Below are 17,440 nucleotides of genomic sequence, written 5' to 3' on the forward strand. Positions count from 1 at the left end.
ACATCATGAAAATCTCGAAACAACATCTTGGCGTGAGCCAAACTGCTATCGCGCTCGCGCTGCTCGCGGCCTTCGGCCCGGCACGCGCCGACGATGGCCAGAGCGTCGCTGAACTGACCACGCCCTCGAGCTTCGTCAGCGTCGGTGCGGGCGCCGTCAGCGGCGACAGCAAGGACCGCGCGCTGTTCGGCCAGTACAACGGCATGCGCGATAACAGCGCCTACGGTTTGCTCAACTTCGACTATCTCAAGCGCGACGACGCGACCGGGACCTGGCTGCAATTCAATGGCAGTGATCTCGGACTCAGTACCCGCGAACTCGGCTTCCGCTACGACAAGCAAGGCGACTGGAAGGTCAAGGCGGGATACAGCGAACTGGAACGCATCTATCCGCGCACAATCAATACCGGCATGACCGGTGTCGGGACCAGCACGCCCACGATCAACCGCCTGGCCACGCCGGGCAGCGGCACGGATGTCGACCTGAAGACGAAGCGCAAGAACGCCATGCTCGGCTTCGAAAAATGGGTCTCGCCTTCGCTGCAATTCGTTACCGAGTTCAAGAACGAGGACAAGGACGGCGCAAGGCTGTGGGGCAGGGGGTATGACTGCGCGGCCTACGTCTGCGGCAGTTCCACGACTGCAGCCATCAGTCAGGCCGCATTCGTGAAGAATGCGCTCCTGCTGGTCGCCGAGCCGATCAACTCCAACACCAAGCAGATCGATGCAAAGCTCAATTTCCACGACGAGAAATTGATGCTGAGCGCGGGTTACTACGGTTCGTTCTACTCGAACTCGAACGGCAGCCTGAATCCTGTGGTGCCGAACCTGTTCAACAACGGCCTCGGTCAACCCTTCCCGGGTTATCCGGCTGTCGGCACGAACATCATCGCGGGTGGCGGCACGAGCCTGCAAAACAACTTGCAATCGGCGATGGCTCTGCCTCCGGACAACCAGGCGCATCAGATCTACATTGATGGCAATTATGCGTTCACACCCAAGACCAAGGCGAACTTCAAGTATGCATACACGCATGCGACGCAGAACGCCAGCTTCGCCGGCGCGGGTCTGAGCGGTGCCCCGGCAGGCATGACCGACCTTGGCGGACGCGTTGATACCGTACTGGCACAAGTCGGGTTCACCACGCGCCCGATTGACAAGCTCTCCCTGCTTGCCAATGTTCGCTACGAGAACAAGGACGACAAGACACCGAACGCCTTGTACAACGTAGAGGCGACAGCGGTAACGCCGGCCACCACCCCGGCCAGCTATACCAATGTCGGCGAGTTCTGGAACAACAACCATGTGACGTCGACCAAGGTCAACGGCAAGCTGGAAGCCAGCTATCTGCTGCCGGCCAACTATCGTGCAACGATCGGCGCGGACTACGCCTCGGTCGAACGCGAGGTGCCGACGCCTGCCGGCGATGAAATCGTCGCCGGCCTGGGTGGCCTGCGCGCGAGAAACTCGGAAACGGGCTATCGCCTGGAACTGCGTCGCAACATGTCGGAAACGCTCAATGGCGCGATCGGCTATTCCAGCAGCAAGCGCGGTGGATCCGACTGGACCTCCCTGCAGACCAGTGCTGCAGCTGTGGCGGCAGGTGCCGGTTATGGTGCGACAGTGCCGGCATCCACGCTGGTGGGCCTGTCAGCGACGACGATCATGCCGATGAACATGGTGGATCTGGAGCGCGACAAGTGGAAGCTGTCCGCCGACTGGACCCCGAGCGAGCGTCTGACGGTGCAGGTCAGCCTGGAAGACGGCAAGGACAAGAACACGAATTTCTTCAACCCGGTGGCTGGTGGCAAGGGTTGGCGTGATTCGGACTTCAAGATGTACAGTCTTGATATGTCCTTCGCCCTGAGCGACAACTGGAAGCTCAACGGCTATGCATCCTACGGCGATCAGACTCTGCATATCAACCACAGCACGGGCTACATGCTGGCTCTCAATGACCGGAGCGATGCTTTCGGCCTGGGAGTGGACGGCAAGCTGAGCAGCAAGCTGCTGGTTGGTGCAAACCTGGCCTACCTCAGTGACATCAACAAGTACGGCATCGATGCTGCGCCGTCGGCAACGGGTGCGCCGGCGAGTGCAACCAACCTCGCGCAGGCTGCGATCGGCCTGCCGGACGTGACGTTCCGTACGACGACATTGAGCTTCTTCGGCAAGTACACGCTGCAGAAGAACGCGGATATCCGTCTCGACCTGATCCATCAACGTGCACGACTGGTTGAATGGACATGGGCCAGCAATGGCGTCCCGTTCACGTTCGCCGACAACACGACTGTCGGCGCCAAGCAGACGCAAAACGTCAGCTTCATCGGTGTGACCTACATCTACAAGTTCCAGTAAGGTCTGGCACCCCGATATGACCCTCCACCGGACCAACGAGTATGTCACTGGCAACCGGTGGAGTGTTCATGTGGACGGCCCTTGTTTTATCGCCCCGCAAGGGGCGTTTCTTTTGGCGCTCGCTGGTCATGCAGCCCCGTATCCTGCCTGGCGCGAAAGTTGCATTCTCGTAATACCGAATACACCGTAGTACCGAATAATTAAACACCCTCCTTAAGATCATGACCAAATCGCTCGCTTACCGAAACAGGACGGCTGTGCCGATCCGGAAGCTCAAGAACTGGGCGCTGACAGCGGTTATCTGCCTTGCCGGCGTCTTCACATTGGCACCTGCCTCGGCGGAAGACGCCAAGCCCGCGGCTGCCGCACCGACTGCGGAAAAGCTCGATAACGCAAGCTGCGAAGGCTGCCATGACGGGAAGAAGGGCAAGCTGGAAGCGCAGACCGCCGGCGGCGAGAAGCGCGCACTGAATGCGATCAATCCCGAGAAGTACGGCAAGGGCGTGCACTCGACCATGCAGTGCGTCGACTGCCATACCGAAATCACCGATGCCAAGGCGCAGCACCAGAAGTCCGCCACGGCCAAAAAACCGGACTGCATCTCCTGCCACGAAGCGCTATGGAACAAGGCCAAGAAGGACGGCCTGGCCACGCAAAAGGCGCGTCTTGGCGCCGTGGTGGATAACATCGAGGCCTACAAGAAATCGCTGCACGCACGTCCCAACAAGGACGAGCCGGATCATGCGAATGCGGCCTGCAACGACTGCCATGACGTCCATACTTTCGACGTGGCCCCCGAGGGCACCACGCGCCGCGCGGAAAACCGCCTGACCATCGCGGAGACCTGCGGTGCAAAATGCCACGAGGATCAACTCGAAGAGTACAAGGATTCCATTCATGGGAAGGAAGTTCTCGAAAAGAAGAATATCAAGGCTGCCGTCTGCTCCGACTGCCATACGACACATGCTGTCGCCAACACCTCGGCTGATCCGACCAAGCTGAAGATCACGGCGTCCTGCGGCAACTGCCATACCGACCGCTACAAGTCCTACAAATCGACTTACCACGGTCAGGTGACGGCCCTGGGCTACGCCGAAACCGGCAAGTGCTTCGACTGCCACGGCAGCCATGGCATTCAGCCGAAGAAGAATCCGGACTCCAAGGTCAACGAGAAGAACCTGCTGAAGACCTGCAAGCAGTGCCACGCCGAGAAGAAGGGCCGTGCGGACGCAACAGCCGGCTTCGTCTCCTTCCAGCCGCACGGCACCGCAGGCGACTTCAAGACCTATCCGCAGATCTGGCTGGCCAAGAACTTCATGATCGGTCTGCTGGTCGGCACCTTTGCCTTCTTCTGGACCCACACGCTGCTCTGGTTCTACCGTGAATACAAGGAACGCAAGCAACGCAAACTGCGTCCGCATGTGAACGTGGAAGCGCTGCCTGAAGAATTGAAGGGCAAACACTACCAGCGCTTCACCGCGACCTGGCGTATCGCCCACCTGACATTCGCGCTGAGCCTGATGGCGCTGACCCTGACCGGCATGCCGCTGTTCTTCCCGGACGCTGCATGGGCGCCGGTGATCATGAAGGCGCTGGGCGGCTACAAGGTTGCGGGCAGTATCCACCGCGTCTTTGCCACGATCTTCGGCATCGTGTTCATCTGGCACGTCTTCTATGTCGGCATCAAGTTGGCGAAGAACTGGAAGAAGTTCAAGATCTTCGGACCGGATTCGCTGATCCCGGGCCTGCAGGACCTGACCGATATCATCGCCATGTTCAAGTGGTTCTTCGGCCTGGCACCGCGTCCGGTGTTCGATCGCTGGACCTACTGGGAGAAGTTCGACTACTGGGCACCGTTCTGGGGTGTCACGATCATCGGCGTATCCGGCCTGATGATGTGGTTCCCGCACGTGACTGCGAGCTACCTGCCGGGCTGGGTGTTCAACGTGGCGATGATCTTCCACGGCGAAGAAGCGATCCTGGCAGTGGTGTTCCTGTTCACCGTCCACTTCTTCAACAACCACTTCCGTCCGGACAAGTTCCCGCTGGATACCGTGATGTTCACCGGCACCTTCCCGTTGGAAGAGTTCCGCCACGAGCACCGGGTCGAGTATGATCGTCTGGTGCGCACGGGAGAACTGAAGAAGTACCTGGTGGATGCGCCGTCGCAACCGATGACCCTGGGCGCCAAGATACTTGGCTTCACCCTGATCGTCGTCGGCCTGAGCCTGCTCGCGATGGTGGTGAACGGATTCCTGGGACATTGAACTTGTTAACCCGGGGCGCCCGTCCCCCGGTTGTAAATCAGGCGGAAGTAAAACTGGTATTTCATTTTTTAGAGAGAGGCATCATGAAACTCAACACCATCACCAGCAAGCTGTTGGGAATGGCCGCCGCTGCGGTGGTCCTGTCCGTTTCGACGCACGCCTTCGCCGCCATGAGCGACTCCGACGTCGAACCGTATCTGAAGAAGCAAGGCTGCTTCAAGTGTCACGCTGTGGACAAGACGAAGAAGGGGCCGTCGTACAAGAAGATCGCCGCGGATCTCAAGGCCAAGCCGGACGGCGAAGCCAAGATCATCAAAAACATCACCACCGGCCCGAAGGTCAAGCTTGAAGACGGTACCGAGGAAGAGCACAAGATCATCGAGACCAAGGACCAGGGCGATCTGAAGGCCATCGCGAAATGGGTTCTTTCGCACTAAGCGAGGGAACGGCAGGATTACAGGGCTAATACCCAGAAGGTCATCCTGACCCGTTGATGCAACCGCGATGCGAATCGCGTTGGGGCTGGCAGTGCCAGCCCTTTTTCATTCCGGCGAAGAAAGGGGCGCTTACTCCTTGCGCAGAAAACGGCGCCTGACCGGGGCGCGGGCGGGCAAGGATGTCGCGTTGGCCGACACAGGCAGGCCGAGCGAATGCATGAATTGCTCGACCTCGCTGGTATAGGCACCGGGCAGCCCCAGTTCTTCATTGATCTGCCGATGCGACAGGTCTTGTTCGAGCACGGATGCGCGCACGCCGAGCCGCTCCTCTGCGGAGACGAACTGCCTCGCCTGCGGGCAGGAATCAGTGCGCCGGCTCGAGCACACGGCCAGCAGCGGAACCGCTGTCGACGATAGCGCGTGGAAGGGCGACACGAATTTCCAGTAGGACGGGTCGCTGCCGAAGGCCTGGTCGTACAGGCGCATATGCCTTCCCTGCATGATCCGCACCACGTCCAGCGCGGCGCTGTCGAGCGCAATCGTGCCCAGCCAGGGCTTCGCGCCCTGGCGGAATGCGCGCGAGGGATCGGCGGAGAGCAGGGCGACCAGGTGCGCGCCGGCCGAATGCCCCATGAGCAGGAAAGCGGACGGATCGGCGCCCCAGCTTGCCGCCTGGGCTTGTGCGGAGGCCAGGGCCTTTGCCACGTCATCGGCCTGTTGTGCTGGTTCGGCCTGCGGCAGCATCCGGTAGTTGACCGAAATGAAGATGAAGCCGTTTGCCGTCCATCGTGCGAGCTTGTTTTCGACTACCGAACGCATCGCCTTGTCGCCGCGCCGCCACCCGCCGCCGTGGACCATGACGATGACCGGGGCGTTTTTCGCTTGCGCCGGAATGTAGACATCCATGCGCTGCAGGCGGTCGTCGCCATAGGGGACATCACGACGCAGCGTGACGCCGGCCGGAAGACGCGTCGCGGCGCCGGACGTGTCGTCGTCCTGCAGTTCAACGGCGCGGCGCTCCATCAGCCGGCCCGCATGGGCAGCGGGCAGTGCACAGCTCAGTGAAAGCAGGGCGATGCAAAATGATGTTCTCATGGGGATCATGATGGAATTAGTCAGAAAAATTGTTTCGGGGGAATGCCGGCCCGTCCTGTGCGCCGGCGTCTGCAACCGGCACTCATTGTATCCTTCCGCCGGAGGCTGGCCTCAAGACGCAAAGAACCTGCGCTTCACCGCCTCGGTGCAGAGAATATAGCCGAGCACGATCGCCATTGCCGTCAGCGCCATTGGCCAGGATAGCGGTACAAAGCCGAACACGTGCGCGACGTATGGAATATAGGGGATGCAGAAGGCCAGTGCGCCCACCAGCGCTGTCGTCGCCAGCAACAGGCGGGAAGGTCGGCTGCGCCACGCGGGCTTGGCGGTGCGCAGTACCAGCACCACCACCAGCTCGGTCAGCAGGGAGACGACGAACCAGGCGGTCTGGAAGGTGCCCACGTCGGCGTGAAAGACCTTGATGAGCGTGGCGAAAGTGAGCAGGTCGAACGCCGAGCTGACGAGGCCGAACACGATCATGAACTGCCGCACCTCGCGCAGGTTCCAGCGGCGCGCATGTTCTACGCGTTCGCGATCCACCTTGTCTGTAGAGATGGCGATCGAGGGGATGTCCGAGAGGAAATTATTGAGCAGGATTTGCTTGGCGCTGAGCGGCAGGAAATCGAGCACCGACGTGGCGAATGCCATGCTCATCATGTTGCCGAAGTTGGCGCTGGTCGTGACGCAGATGTACTTGAGCGTGTTGGCGAAGGTGCGCCGGCCCTCCCTGACGCCGTTGCACAGCACGTCAAGGTCAGGCCGCAGCAGGATCACGTCGGCCGCCTCGCGCGCCACGTCGACCGCCTTGTCCACGGAAATGCCGACGTCGGCGATATGCAGCGGCGGGCCGTCGTTGATGCCGTCGCCGATATAGCCGACTACATGGCCGGCGCGCTGCAGCGTGCGCACGATATGCTCCTTTTGCTGCGGATCGACTTCGGCGAACAGATCGGTGCGCTCGGCCCGATAGCGCAAGGATTCCTCGTTCAGCCGCGACATTTCCGCGCCGGTGAGCATCGACTCGCATTCCAGCCCGAGACCTTCCGCGACATGGGCGGCGACGTAACGGTTGTCGCCGGTGATGATCTTGACCCGGATGCCGAGTGCCGCCAGGTCATGCAGGGTTTTGCCGGCGCCGGTCTTGAGCGGATCGAAGAAGAGCAGGAAGCCGGCGAATGCCATGGCGCTTTCGTCTTCATGGACGTAGTCGGCCTTGGGCTCCGCATGCCGGGTCGCCACGGCAAGCACGCGGAAACCTTTCCGTCCCTTGCATTCGTAGTAGTCCTGCAGCTTGCGACGGGCTTCGTCGTCCAGCGGGCGTTCGCCATTTGTTGACGCGAGCGCGGTGCAGAGTTCGAGCACGTTGCTGAACGCGCCCTTGGTGATGATCAGATGGCGGTCCTGCGACGCCGGTTCCTGGACCACGATGGTCAGCCGGCGTCGGATGAAGTCATAGGGAATTTCATCGATTTTGCGCAGGCCGTCGGTGCTCATCTTTTCCTTCTCGCCCGCGGCGATCAGCGCTGCATCGAGCGGGTTTTCGATGCCGGTCTCGAAGGCAGCGTTGAGATAGGCCAGCCATCGCACCGAGGATGAAGTGTTGCCATCGGGATCGACCGCGTCATTGAGTTCGATCACACCTTCGGTCAGTGTGCCGGTCTTGTCGGTGCAGAGGACATCCATGCTTCCCAGGTTCTCGATGGCTTCGGGCCGGCGGATGATGACGCCGCGCCGTGCCATGGCGCGCGCGCCATGCGACAACGTGACGCTCACGATGGCGGGAAGCAGCTCGGGAGAGAGCCCGACCGCCAGCGCGACGGCAAACAGCAGCGACTCGATGGCGGGACGATGGAACAGTTGATTTACCGCCAGCACGAAGATGACCGTGATCAGCATGACGCGCAGCAGCAGGTAGCCGAATTGCCGCACGCCGCGCGTGAATTCGGTCTCCGGGGCGCTCGACTTGAGACTGGCGGCGATGGCGCCGAGCGCTGTCCTGCGCCCGATTTCGACCACCAGCACGGTTGCCGTGCCGCTGCGCACCGACGTGCCGGAATAGACGCAGTTGGTGCGCTCGGCGATAGGCGTATCCGCTGCAAGCTCGCCGGCCTGCTTCTGGACCGGGAAAGGTTCGCCGGTCAGGCTGGCTTCTGTCACCAGAAAATCGGTGGCGTCGATCACCACTCCATCGGCGGGAACGAGGTTGCCGGCCGACAGCCGGATGATGTCGCCCGGCACCAGTTCGCTGGCCAGCAAGGCTTGCAGCTTGCCATCGCGGAAAACCCTCGTGGTCAGCGCGAGGCTGCGGCGCAGGCGGGCGACAGCGCGCGAGGCGCGGTATTCCTGCGAGAATCCGAGCAGGACGCTGCCCAGGACGATGACGAGGATGATGATGGCGTTGGTCCAGTCCTGCAGCACCAGCGAAACAACTGCGCCAAACACGAGGATGAGGACGAGCGGACTTGCAAGCTGGCGCAGCAACAGTGACAGCGCGAGCAATTCCTCATCGGCTTCCACAGCATTGGGACCATGCCGCATTGCGCGGATGTGTGCCTGCTCGCTGGACAGCCCTTCGATACGGGTATCCAGAAGCCGTATCAAGGCGGCAAGGCTGGTGCTCCAGTACGGATCGCTTGTTGCCATCGTACGCACCGTCGAAGTGGGGGAGAGAGTCCATTATAGACCCGACGGGCAGCGTCTTTGAACAGGATGAAGTGATCTTTCCCCGAGGGCTCAGGCCAGCTGCCGCGCCTCCGACATCAGCAGCGACAGCACATCCTCTCCGGACACCGGGCGGCTGAACAGATAGCCCTGCATGACATCGCACTGGTACTCGCGCAGGAAGGCGAACTGTTCCTGCGTTTCCACGCCTTCTGCGACCACTTTCAGCTTCATGCTGTGCGCGAGCGCGATCACCGCCATGACAATGGCGCGGTCGTCCGGATCGGTATGGATGTCGCGCACAAACGATTGGTCGATCTTCAGGACCTGGATCGGCAGGCGCTTCAGGTAGGAGAGGGATGAGTAACCCGTGCCGAAATCGTCAATCGAGATCTGCACGCCCATGCCGTGCAGGCGTTCGAGTATCGCCCCGGTCTGGGCGGTGTCTTCCATCAGGACGCCTTCCGTCAGCTCCACTTCCAGCAAGGCCGGCGCCAGATCGAATTCATCCAGAATGCCGGCGATGGTGTCGGCCAGGTCGCCCTGGTGGAACTGGCGGGCCGACAGGTTGACGGCGACCCGCATCGGCGTACCCCGCCGCTCCCATTGCTTGGCCTGGGCGCAGGCCTTGCGCAGCACCCATTCGCCGATCTCGATGATCATGCCCGTCTCTTCAGCCAGTGGAATGAATTGTGCCGGCGAGACCATGCCGAATTCCGGATGACGCCAGCGAATCAGCGCTTCGGTGCCGTGGATCTTGCCGGTGGCGACATCGATCTGCGGCTGATAGTGCAGCATTAGTTCATTGCGCTCCACGGCCCAGCGCATGGCGCTTTCCAGGCGCAGGCGATGCATCATCGTCGTATTCATGTCGCCGGTGAAGAACTGGAAGTTGTTGCGGCCGAGATCTTTCGCACGATACAGCGCGATGTCGGCATTCTTGATCAGGGCTTCGGCGTCGTTCGCATCGGCCGGGTAAAGCGTGATACCGATGCTGGTCGTCACATACAGCTCATGGCCGTACAGCTGGAAAGGTTCCTTCAGAATCGCGAACAGCTTGTCAGCCAGGCGTGCGACGTCCTCCGGCTGGGAAATTTCCAATGCGAGCAGCGCGAATTCGTCGCCGCCCATGCGTGCCAGCGTGTCGCCCTGGCGGGCCGCGCCCAGCAAGCGTGAGGCCACCGCCTTCAACAGGGCATCGCCGATGTCATGGCCGAGCGTGTCGTTGACCGTCTTGAAGCGATCCAGATCGAGCAGCATCAGCGCGAAGGCATTGTCCCTGCGATGCCGCAGCGCCGCCGCCTGATGCAGGCGGTCATTGAACAGGCGGCGATTGGGCAGGCCGGTGAGCGGATCGTGGAAGGCGAGGTGGCGGATGGTCTGTTCGGTCTGCTTGCGCTCGCTGATATCTTCAGTCACCGCGACGAAATGGCTGACCTCGCCATTCTCGTTCTTCAGCGGCGAAATGGTCTCAAGGCACCAGTAGGTTTCGCCATTCTTTTTCGTGTTGTGCAGCTCGCCGGTCCACTCCTTGCCCGACAGGATGGTGTCCCACATGCGCTTGTGCGTCTCCGGATGGGTCTCTTCTGAGCGCAGCACGCTCGGCGTCTTGCCGATGATTTCCTCCGGCCGATAGCCGGTAATCTTGGAAAACCATGGATTGATGTACTCGATCACGCCGTTGCGGTCGGTGATCATGACGGCATTCGCACTTTGTTCTACCGCGCGCGACAGCTTGCGCAGATTCTCTTCGGTTGCCTTGCGCATCGCCTCGCGCTCGATGTTTTCCAGCGCGAAGGACAGGTCATGGGTCATTTCTTCGAGCAGGCGCAGCTGCGCCGCGTCGAAGAAACCCGGCTCGCGCGCATAGAGACTGAATATGCCCACCACGCGCGCATTGACCTGCAACTGGAGGAAGACATGCGACTCGAATCCGGCGGCCACTGCCTGCGGACAAGCCGCGGGCCAACTGGCGTCATCCTGTACCAGGTTGTTGCATACCTTCAGCGGAACGCGTTGCAGCGAGTCGAAATTTTCACGCATGCAGGAGAGAATCGCTTCGTCGCATTCCGGCATTTCCGCGTCCTGCCCGCATTTCGCCTTCCAGGCCCAGGTCCCGCTTGCTGCGTCCAGCCACGCGATGCGTGCCAGCGGAAACCCCCCGGCCTCTACCGCAACACGGCATATCTCGTCGAGCAATTTGTCGCGCTCGGGAACGCGCACGATGGCCGCGTTGGTGAGGCTAAGCACGCTGTAGAGACGGTTGATCTGGATGACGGCATTCTGCGCACGCTGGCGTTCGGCGATTTCGGCGCTCAGCGACCGGTTCGCCGCGGCAAGCTCCTCGGTGCGCTTCTCCACTTCGCGGCGCAACAGCAGCGGCCGCTTGAAAGTCAGGTGCGCCAATAGTGCCATCAGGATGGAAAACAGCAACACGCCCGCGCAGATGGCGATCGCGAGCGAATACTCCATCCAGCCGTCGGTCGGCGAGACGCTGAGATACCAGCGGCCGTTGGGAACTTCAATTGCCCGCACCAAAGCACCATTGACCGCGCCCTTGTCCGATCGCGCAAATATCTCCCGCACGCCGGTTTCGGGATTCACGCGTGCCAGCTCATACTGGTATCCGGCATTAACCAGTTGCGAGAGGTTGCTGCTCTTCAGCAAGTCGGGAACCTTGATCACCGCGATGGCAAAGCCCCAGAACCAATCCTTTCCGTCCGGGTCCGGCATGAAGACCGGCAGGCGGCCGACCACGGCCTGGCCTCCCTGGTGCAGCTCAAAAGGGCCCGCGAGGGTCAGCTTCCTGGTCTCCAACGCGAGCTGGGCATTCTTGTAGCGGGTCGGATCCTTGAGCAAGTCATGTCCGATCACTTCGGCATTCCCGACGTAGGGGACGACATTTGATACGACGCCGCCCTTCGCCAGTTGCAGGCTGCTGATGTCGCCGTAGATTTGCAGCATCTCTGTTGCCAGTGAATCAAAGCCGCTGACGTGGCCGCCGGTCTGGCGAACCAGGGCGGCGAGGGCATAGGTGCTCGAAAGGCTGCGGCTGAGACGGCCTTCGATGGCAGTGGCATGCGTGGTCGCGACATGCTCTGCTTCTTCATGTTCGTGAAGCATGTACGCGTGGAGGTACAGCGCTGAAAAGGCCGCGCCGGCCAGCAAGGTGCCGACGAAGACGAGTGCCGTCAGAGCCCACAGCCGAAAGCGCAGTTTTTTTTCATCAGCGCTTCGGCCCATCAGAGCCGTTACCATTCCATTCATGCTTTGCAGCTCCGGCACTGAGAATGCACTTCGATAGTGCCGACATTCCCTGGCAGGACCATGGAATACCGCTCCTGAACATACAAGCTATCCTCGGCGCCTGACGCAGCACCTTGCAAAGCTTGCACTGAAAAATCGCGATGGCCGTGCCGGCTGTGCAAGCCGGCCACTGGCCATTGAATCAAGCACGGTCGCCGATGCTGCGGACGGGTGCTGCATATTTTCATCACCTTGTCTGCCTCTCAGGAGCGCACAAGCCGCGGCGCCATGTGCGGCAGCAGCTTCACCCCCGCTGCCGGAGAAGGCAGGGTGGATGACGCGGCGTCGAGGCGGAAAATGCTGACGGTCTGGGCCAGTTCAGCCGCCTGATGTTGCAGGGCGTCGGCCGTTGCCGCTTCTTCTTCCACCAGTGCCGCATTGCGCTGCGTGACCTGGTCCATTTGCGCGATCGCCTTGTTGACCTGCTCGATTCCCGAGCTTTGCTCCTGGCTGGCGGCGGTGATCTCGGCCATGATATCGGTGACGCGCTTGACGCTGCTGACGATGTCTTTCATGGTCGCTCCGGCTTCGTCGACCAGCTTCGCGCCGGTATCGATCTTTTCCACCGAATCGGCGATCAGGTCCTTGATCTCCTTGGCGGCGGAGGCGGAGCGTTGCGCCAGTTGCCGTACTTCGGAGGCGACCACCGCAAAGCCCTTGCCCTGTTCGCCGGCACGCGCGGCTTCCACCGCGGCATTCAGCGCGAGGATATTGGTCTGGAAAGCGATACCGTCGATGACGCTGATGATATCGACGATCTTCCTTGCCGATTCGTTGATTGAACCCATGGTGCCGACCACCTGGGATACCACCGTTCCACCCTTGACCGCCACTTCGGAGGCGGACACCGCCAGCACATTGGCCTGCCGTGCATGTTCCGCGTTCTGCTTGACGGTGCCGGTAAGCTGCTCCATCGCCGACGCGGTTTCTTCCAGCGAACTGGCTTCTTCCTCGGTGCGCGCGGCCAGGTCCATGTTGGCGGAGGCAATCTGGGTGGACGCCGCGGCGATGGTGTCCGTGCCGTTGCGGACCTTGCCGACGATGGTCAGCAGGCCGCTGTTCATTTCCTTGAGCGCGCGCAGCAACTGGCCGGTTTCATCGTTGGTCGAGACCTCGATCTTGCTGGTCAGGTCGCCGGAAGCGACGGTGCGCGCGATACGCACCGCCGTGCCGAGCGGTCGCGTGATGCTGCGCCCGATCACGACGCAGATCGCCAGCAGGATGCCGGCCAGCGCAAGCGTACCCAGGGAAAAACTGATCAATCGGCTGATGAACGTCGCCTGCACATTGTCCAGATAAACGCCGGAACCGATCACCCAGCCCCACGGCGCGAAGCCTTTCACGTACGAGACCTTTTGCCCGAGTTCGGTGCTGTCCGGCTTGTTCCAGGCGTAGAACACAAAGCCGTCGCCGTGCGCCTTGACGGTGTTCACCATTTCGACGAATAGCTGCTTGCCGCTCGGATCCTTGTTGTCGTCGAGGGCCTTGCCTTCCAGCTCCGGCTTGAACGGGTGCATGATCATGCGCGGCTGCATGTCATTGATCCAGAAGTATTCCTTGCCGCTGTAACGCAGTGCCTTGACGGCATCCATTGCGCCACGCTTGGCGTCATCCTCGCTCAGCTTGCCGCTGGCGGCTAGGCCCTGGTAGTACTCGACGACGCTGTAAGCCGTTTCCACCGTCTGTCGTACGCTGGCCTTGCGCTCGTTGAGGATCAGGGTGCGCTCGGACTGCAGAAAGATCGCGGTCAGGATGATCATCCCAAGCAGCGCGCAAGCGGCGAGCAGCCAAAGTTTCTTTGCAATGTTCAATTGCAGAATTCGTTCTATTTTTGTCATTATTCTTTTCCCTGTTGGGGCTCCGGTTTTTTTCTAGCGAAGGCGGGGCAGCACGTTCGCGCGCCGAAGCTTGGGACGGCGCGAAGATGATTGTCAGGTCAGGCGTCGCCCGATCAGGCGGCGAGCCGCTCTGCCGGACCCGGCCGGTAGTCGGTCATCAATTTCTCGGCGTCCAGCAGAATCATCGAACGCTGCCCGACGCTGGCCGCGCCGACCCGGCAGGGTGAGCCGGGTACTGCCGTTCCGGTGATTTGCGCTTCGGTAAGCGTGACAACATCGATCACGCAGTCGACCGCGAGACCGCACTGCTTGTCCCCATGGCAGAGGACGATGACATCGGTGAGGCGGCCCTTGTCCGCATTTCCAGACCCCAGGAGCGTGTGCATGTCGACAATCGGGATACGCCGGCTGCGCAGGCTGAGCGTGCCTGCGATGAATCTGGGTGCCTCGTTGAGGCGCGTGACCTTGTCGAAGCCGCACAACTCCTGCACCTTCTCCAGTCGAATTCCATATTCCCCGTCGCCGAGGCGAAATACCAGGTAGTCCTGCTTTTCGTTGATCCTGGCGGGTGATGCTGCGGCGGGCACGCCCGTTGCGAAGGATTTTGCGTACATCGGTTTTCCTTTCAATCCGTAGTGGGATACAGGTACTTTTGTGTTTGCATCATGTCCTCTGTCAAGCCACGACCGCCAGCCTGGCGCGTCCTTCGCCGATCAATTTGCTTGCGCTCTCCGCGGACATCGGTTTGCCAAGCAGATAGCCCTGGCCGACGATACCTCTGTAGGCTTTCAGAAGCGCGAGCTGCGCCTGGCCTTCAATGCCTTCGGCAACCACGCGCAGGCCCAGCTTGTTCGCCATCGCGATGATCGCGCTGACGATAGTCGCGTCGTCCGAACCCGTGGTCAGGTCGCGAATGAAGGAACGATCGATCTTCAGGCTGTGGATCGGCAGTTTTTTCAGATAGGCGAGCGATGAATGGCCGGTGCCGAAATCGTCGATCGAGAACTGCACGCCCAGCTCGGCGAGGTGATGCATGATGTCAATACTGGCGTCCAGGTTCTGCATCAGCACACCTTCCGTGATCTCGAGTTCGAGACAGAAGTGCGGCAGTCCGCTCGAATGCAATGCGGCGGCAATCTGGTTCGACAGGTCGGCAGACTGGAACTGGCGTCCGGACAGGTTGACCGCCATCAGGCGGTGACCCGGGAATTCGCGGCGCCATGCCTGCGCCTGCGCGCACGCGGTACGCAAGACCCATGCGCCGATCGGGACGATCAGGCCGGTCTCCTCGGCGATGTTGAGAAAGCTTTCCGCGGCGAGCAGACCGCGTTCCGGATGGCGCCAGCGCAACAGGGCTTCAAAGCCGATCAGCTTGCCGCTGTCGCAGTCGAACTGCGGCTGGTATTGCAGTTCCAGCTCATCGCGTTCCAGCGCCTTGTGCAGCGCGGTTTCCATCATCAGGCGCTGGCTGGCCTGGGTTCCCAGGCCTTCATCGTACAGCTCGTACCACGAGCCGCCGGCACTCTTGGCGCGATACATCGCCATGTCCGCGTTCTTGAGCAGGAGCTCGACGTTGTTGCCGTCATCCGGATAGACGCTGATGCCGATGCTGACGGAGACATACACCTCTTCGCCATTGAGATGGAAGGGCGGACAGAAGGCGTCGAGAATTTTCTGCGCGACGTTCGCCGCGTGCTTGGGATTGGCAATCTCGCTGAGCACGATGGTGAACTCGTCGCCGCCCATGCGCGCAACCGTGTCGGATTCACGAATGCTGCCGCGCAGCCTGTGCGCCGCTTGCTGCAGCAACTGGTCGCCTGCGTCGTGCCCCATGCTGTCGTTGATCAGCTTGAAGCGATCCAGGTCGAGGAACATCACTGCGAAGTGATGCTCCTGATGCCGCTTGGCGATACCCATGACCTGGTTCAAGCGGTCGGTAAACAACACGCGGTTGGGCAGGTCTGTCAGCTGGTCATAGTAGACCTGGTGCAGGATACGTTCTTCGGCCGACTTGCGCTCGGAAATATCGCTGAAGACGCCGACGAAGTTGGTGATGTTGCCATGCTCGTCGGTGACGCGGCTGATATTGAGCCACTGCGGGTAGATGTCGCCGTTCTTGCGGATGTTCCAGATCTCGCCCTGCCATTTTCCGCTCTCGTCGATCGACTTCCACATTTCGTCGTAGAAGTCGCGCGTCTGGCGGCCGGAACTGAGCAGGCGAGGATTGCGGCCGAGCACTTCATCCAGGTCGTAACCGGTGATGGCGGTGAACGCGTTATTGACGGTCAGGATATTGCCATGCGCGTCGGTAATGGCGATGCCTTCCAGCGAATTCTCGAAGGCCTGATTGGCCAGCCGCATGGAGGTTTCATTCTGCTTGCGGCGCGAGATATCGCGCACGGTCAATTGCACGATGCTCTTGTCGGCAAGATGGGCAACGTCGATCGCCAGCTCGGCCGGAAATTCCCTGCCGTCGAGTGATTTGAACTGCCATTCGAAGCGCTGCGGTCCGTTCCGCAGGCTTTCGCTGATCCTCTCCATCAGGCCCTCGCTGGAGGAGAGACCATCCGGCTGCTGCGCTGGCTGCAGCCAGTCGAGCCTGATTTCTTCGGCCGATTGCGTCGGCGCCACGGCGAACAAGCGGAATGCCGCGCGGCTCAGATCGAGGATGCGGCCGTCGTGCAGCAGGATGATGCCGTCATTGCTGCTTTCGAACAGGGTGCGGAAGAGTGTGTGTTCCTTGTTGAGCTGCGCGGTTTTCTTGCGACGATCCATCGACTCGCGATAGGTCATCCACGCCGTGAGGCAGAAGCAGACCGATGCCAGCATCCAGATGGCGAGGAGGATGTCGCGTGCCGTGTCGTTGGTGCCGTGCGCGCTGTCGTATTCGCGCTGCATCGCTTGCGACAAGCGCGGCACGAACTGCTGGACGGTGCTCAGCATCTGATTGAACAGCGGCAGGGTATTGGTTGTGTGGAAGTAGTACGCATTGTTGGTGTCGGTTGCCAGCAGCGCCAGCGCATGCTGCCGGCTGGCGGACAGCCGCGTATAGAGATAGACGATCTGGTCCCACTGCTCGCCGCTTTCGCTGTTGTGCTGAAGCTGGCTCAGCATCTGCCTGAGCTCGGAATCGGCCTGCGTCAGCGTGCCCTTGTCGGCCACCGTGAGTTCGCGCTTCTTGAGTGCATCCAGGAACAGGGCCTGTGAACGCAGCGTCATTTTCTCGACGTCGGAGATTTGCTTGAGCGTTTCGCCGCCGGTTCGATAGAGCTGATCGATGCCTTTTGACGCTTCATGCAAACCCCACCACCCGATGGTGCCGAGGAAAAATCCGGATGCCGCACCGACCAGGAACATGATCAGCAACAGATTCGAGACAATCAGTTTTCGCATCAGGTTTTCCCTACTTATTGTTGTGGTGATATCCGTCCGCAATGCGGGCTGCTTCCCCTGTCGATCTGTTGTTTTCATCTGGGGTG

The 17,440-nt window shown here is 60.9% G+C and carries 9 protein-coding genes; 3 read left to right on the forward strand and 6 right to left on the reverse strand.

The window, feature by feature from the left end:
- The first annotated feature begins 5 nt into the window (after window positions 1–5).
- From E6W33_RS09220 to E6W33_RS09230, 3 genes are all read left to right on the forward strand, one after another.
- Window positions 6–2,357, forward strand: coding sequence for an MtrB/PioB family decaheme-associated outer membrane protein (locus E6W33_RS09220; protein ID WP_136416658.1), 2,352 nt, complete (start codon window positions 6–8; stop codon window positions 2,355–2,357).
- 221 nt (window positions 2,358–2,578) lie between these two features.
- Window positions 2,579–4,624, forward strand: a complete 2,046-nt coding sequence (locus E6W33_RS09225; protein ID WP_136416660.1) for a cytochrome c3 family protein — start codon at window positions 2,579–2,581, stop codon at window positions 4,622–4,624.
- Between the two features lie 83 nt (window positions 4,625–4,707).
- A complete protein-coding gene (locus tag E6W33_RS09230; protein ID WP_136416663.1) occupies window positions 4,708–5,061 on the forward strand; it encodes a c-type cytochrome in 354 nt (117 codons plus the stop codon).
- Between the two features lie 129 nt (window positions 5,062–5,190).
- On the opposite strand, the gene E6W33_RS09235 is transcribed toward E6W33_RS09230, so the two are convergent.
- The 6 genes from E6W33_RS09235 to E6W33_RS09260 form a co-directional block, all read right to left on the reverse strand.
- Entirely contained in the window at window positions 5,191–6,156 is a 966-nt protein-coding gene (locus E6W33_RS09235) for an alpha/beta hydrolase (protein ID WP_136416665.1), read from the reverse strand.
- Between the two features lie 111 nt (window positions 6,157–6,267).
- Window positions 6,268–8,799, reverse strand: a complete 2,532-nt coding sequence (gene mgtA / locus E6W33_RS09240; protein ID WP_136416667.1) for a magnesium-translocating P-type ATPase — start codon at window positions 8,797–8,799, stop codon at window positions 6,268–6,270.
- A gap of 90 nt (window positions 8,800–8,889) precedes the next feature.
- Window positions 8,890–12,084 carry an EAL domain-containing protein gene (locus E6W33_RS09245; RefSeq protein ID WP_136416669.1) on the reverse strand — a complete coding sequence of 1,065 codons (3,195 nt, stop codon included), beginning with the start codon at window positions 12,082–12,084 and terminating at the stop codon, window positions 8,890–8,892.
- Window positions 12,085–12,326: 242 nt separating this feature from the next.
- The gene (locus E6W33_RS09250) at window positions 12,327–13,961 is read right to left on the reverse strand and encodes a methyl-accepting chemotaxis protein (protein WP_168798585.1); all 1,635 of its coding nucleotides are present in this window, start codon (window positions 13,959–13,961) and stop codon (window positions 12,327–12,329) included.
- Between the two features lie 113 nt (window positions 13,962–14,074).
- Window positions 14,075–14,575 carry a chemotaxis protein CheW gene (locus E6W33_RS09255; RefSeq protein WP_136416671.1) on the reverse strand — a complete coding sequence of 167 codons (501 nt, stop codon included), beginning with the start codon at window positions 14,573–14,575 and terminating at the stop codon, window positions 14,075–14,077.
- 61 nt (window positions 14,576–14,636) lie between these two features.
- Window positions 14,637–17,354 (reverse strand): bifunctional diguanylate cyclase/phosphodiesterase, encoded by a 2,718-nt coding sequence (locus E6W33_RS09260; RefSeq protein WP_168798586.1) that lies wholly within the window; start codon window positions 17,352–17,354, stop codon window positions 14,637–14,639.
- Between the last annotated feature and the right edge of the window lie 86 nt (window positions 17,355–17,440).

Origin of the sequence: Herbaspirillum sp. ST 5-3, from assembly GCF_004804275.1 — a bacterium.
In the GTDB taxonomy this organism is placed as follows: Bacteria; Pseudomonadota; Gammaproteobacteria; order Burkholderiales; family Burkholderiaceae_D; genus Noviherbaspirillum.

What these genes read in the sequence shown, in the direction of transcription:
- E6W33_RS09220 (WP_136416658.1), top strand. Translation starts at nt 6, where the DNA reads ATGAAAATCTCGAAACAACATCTTGGCGTGAGCCAAACTGCTATCGCG.
- E6W33_RS09225 (WP_136416660.1), top strand. Translation starts at nt 2,579, where the DNA reads ATGACCAAATCGCTCGCTTACCGAAACAGGACGGCTGTGCCGATCCGG.
- E6W33_RS09230 (WP_136416663.1), top strand. Translation starts at nt 4,708, where the DNA reads ATGAAACTCAACACCATCACCAGCAAGCTGTTGGGAATGGCCGCCGCT.
- E6W33_RS09235 (WP_136416665.1), bottom strand. Translation starts at nt 6,156, where the DNA reads ATGAGAACATCATTTTGCATCGCCCTGCTTTCACTGAGCTGTGCACTG.
- mgtA (WP_136416667.1), bottom strand. Translation starts at nt 8,799, where the DNA reads ATGGCAACAAGCGATCCGTACTGGAGCACCAGCCTTGCCGCCTTGATA.
- E6W33_RS09245 (WP_136416669.1), bottom strand. Translation starts at nt 12,084, where the DNA reads ATGAATGGAATGGTAACGGCTCTGATGGGCCGAAGCGCTGATGAAAAA.
- E6W33_RS09250 (WP_168798585.1), bottom strand. Translation starts at nt 13,961, where the DNA reads ATGACAAAAATAGAACGAATTCTGCAATTGAACATTGCAAAGAAACTT.
- E6W33_RS09255 (WP_136416671.1), bottom strand. Translation starts at nt 14,575, where the DNA reads ATGTACGCAAAATCCTTCGCAACGGGCGTGCCCGCCGCAGCATCACCC.
- E6W33_RS09260 (WP_168798586.1), bottom strand. Translation starts at nt 17,354, where the DNA reads ATGCGAAAACTGATTGTCTCGAATCTGTTGCTGATCATGTTCCTGGTC.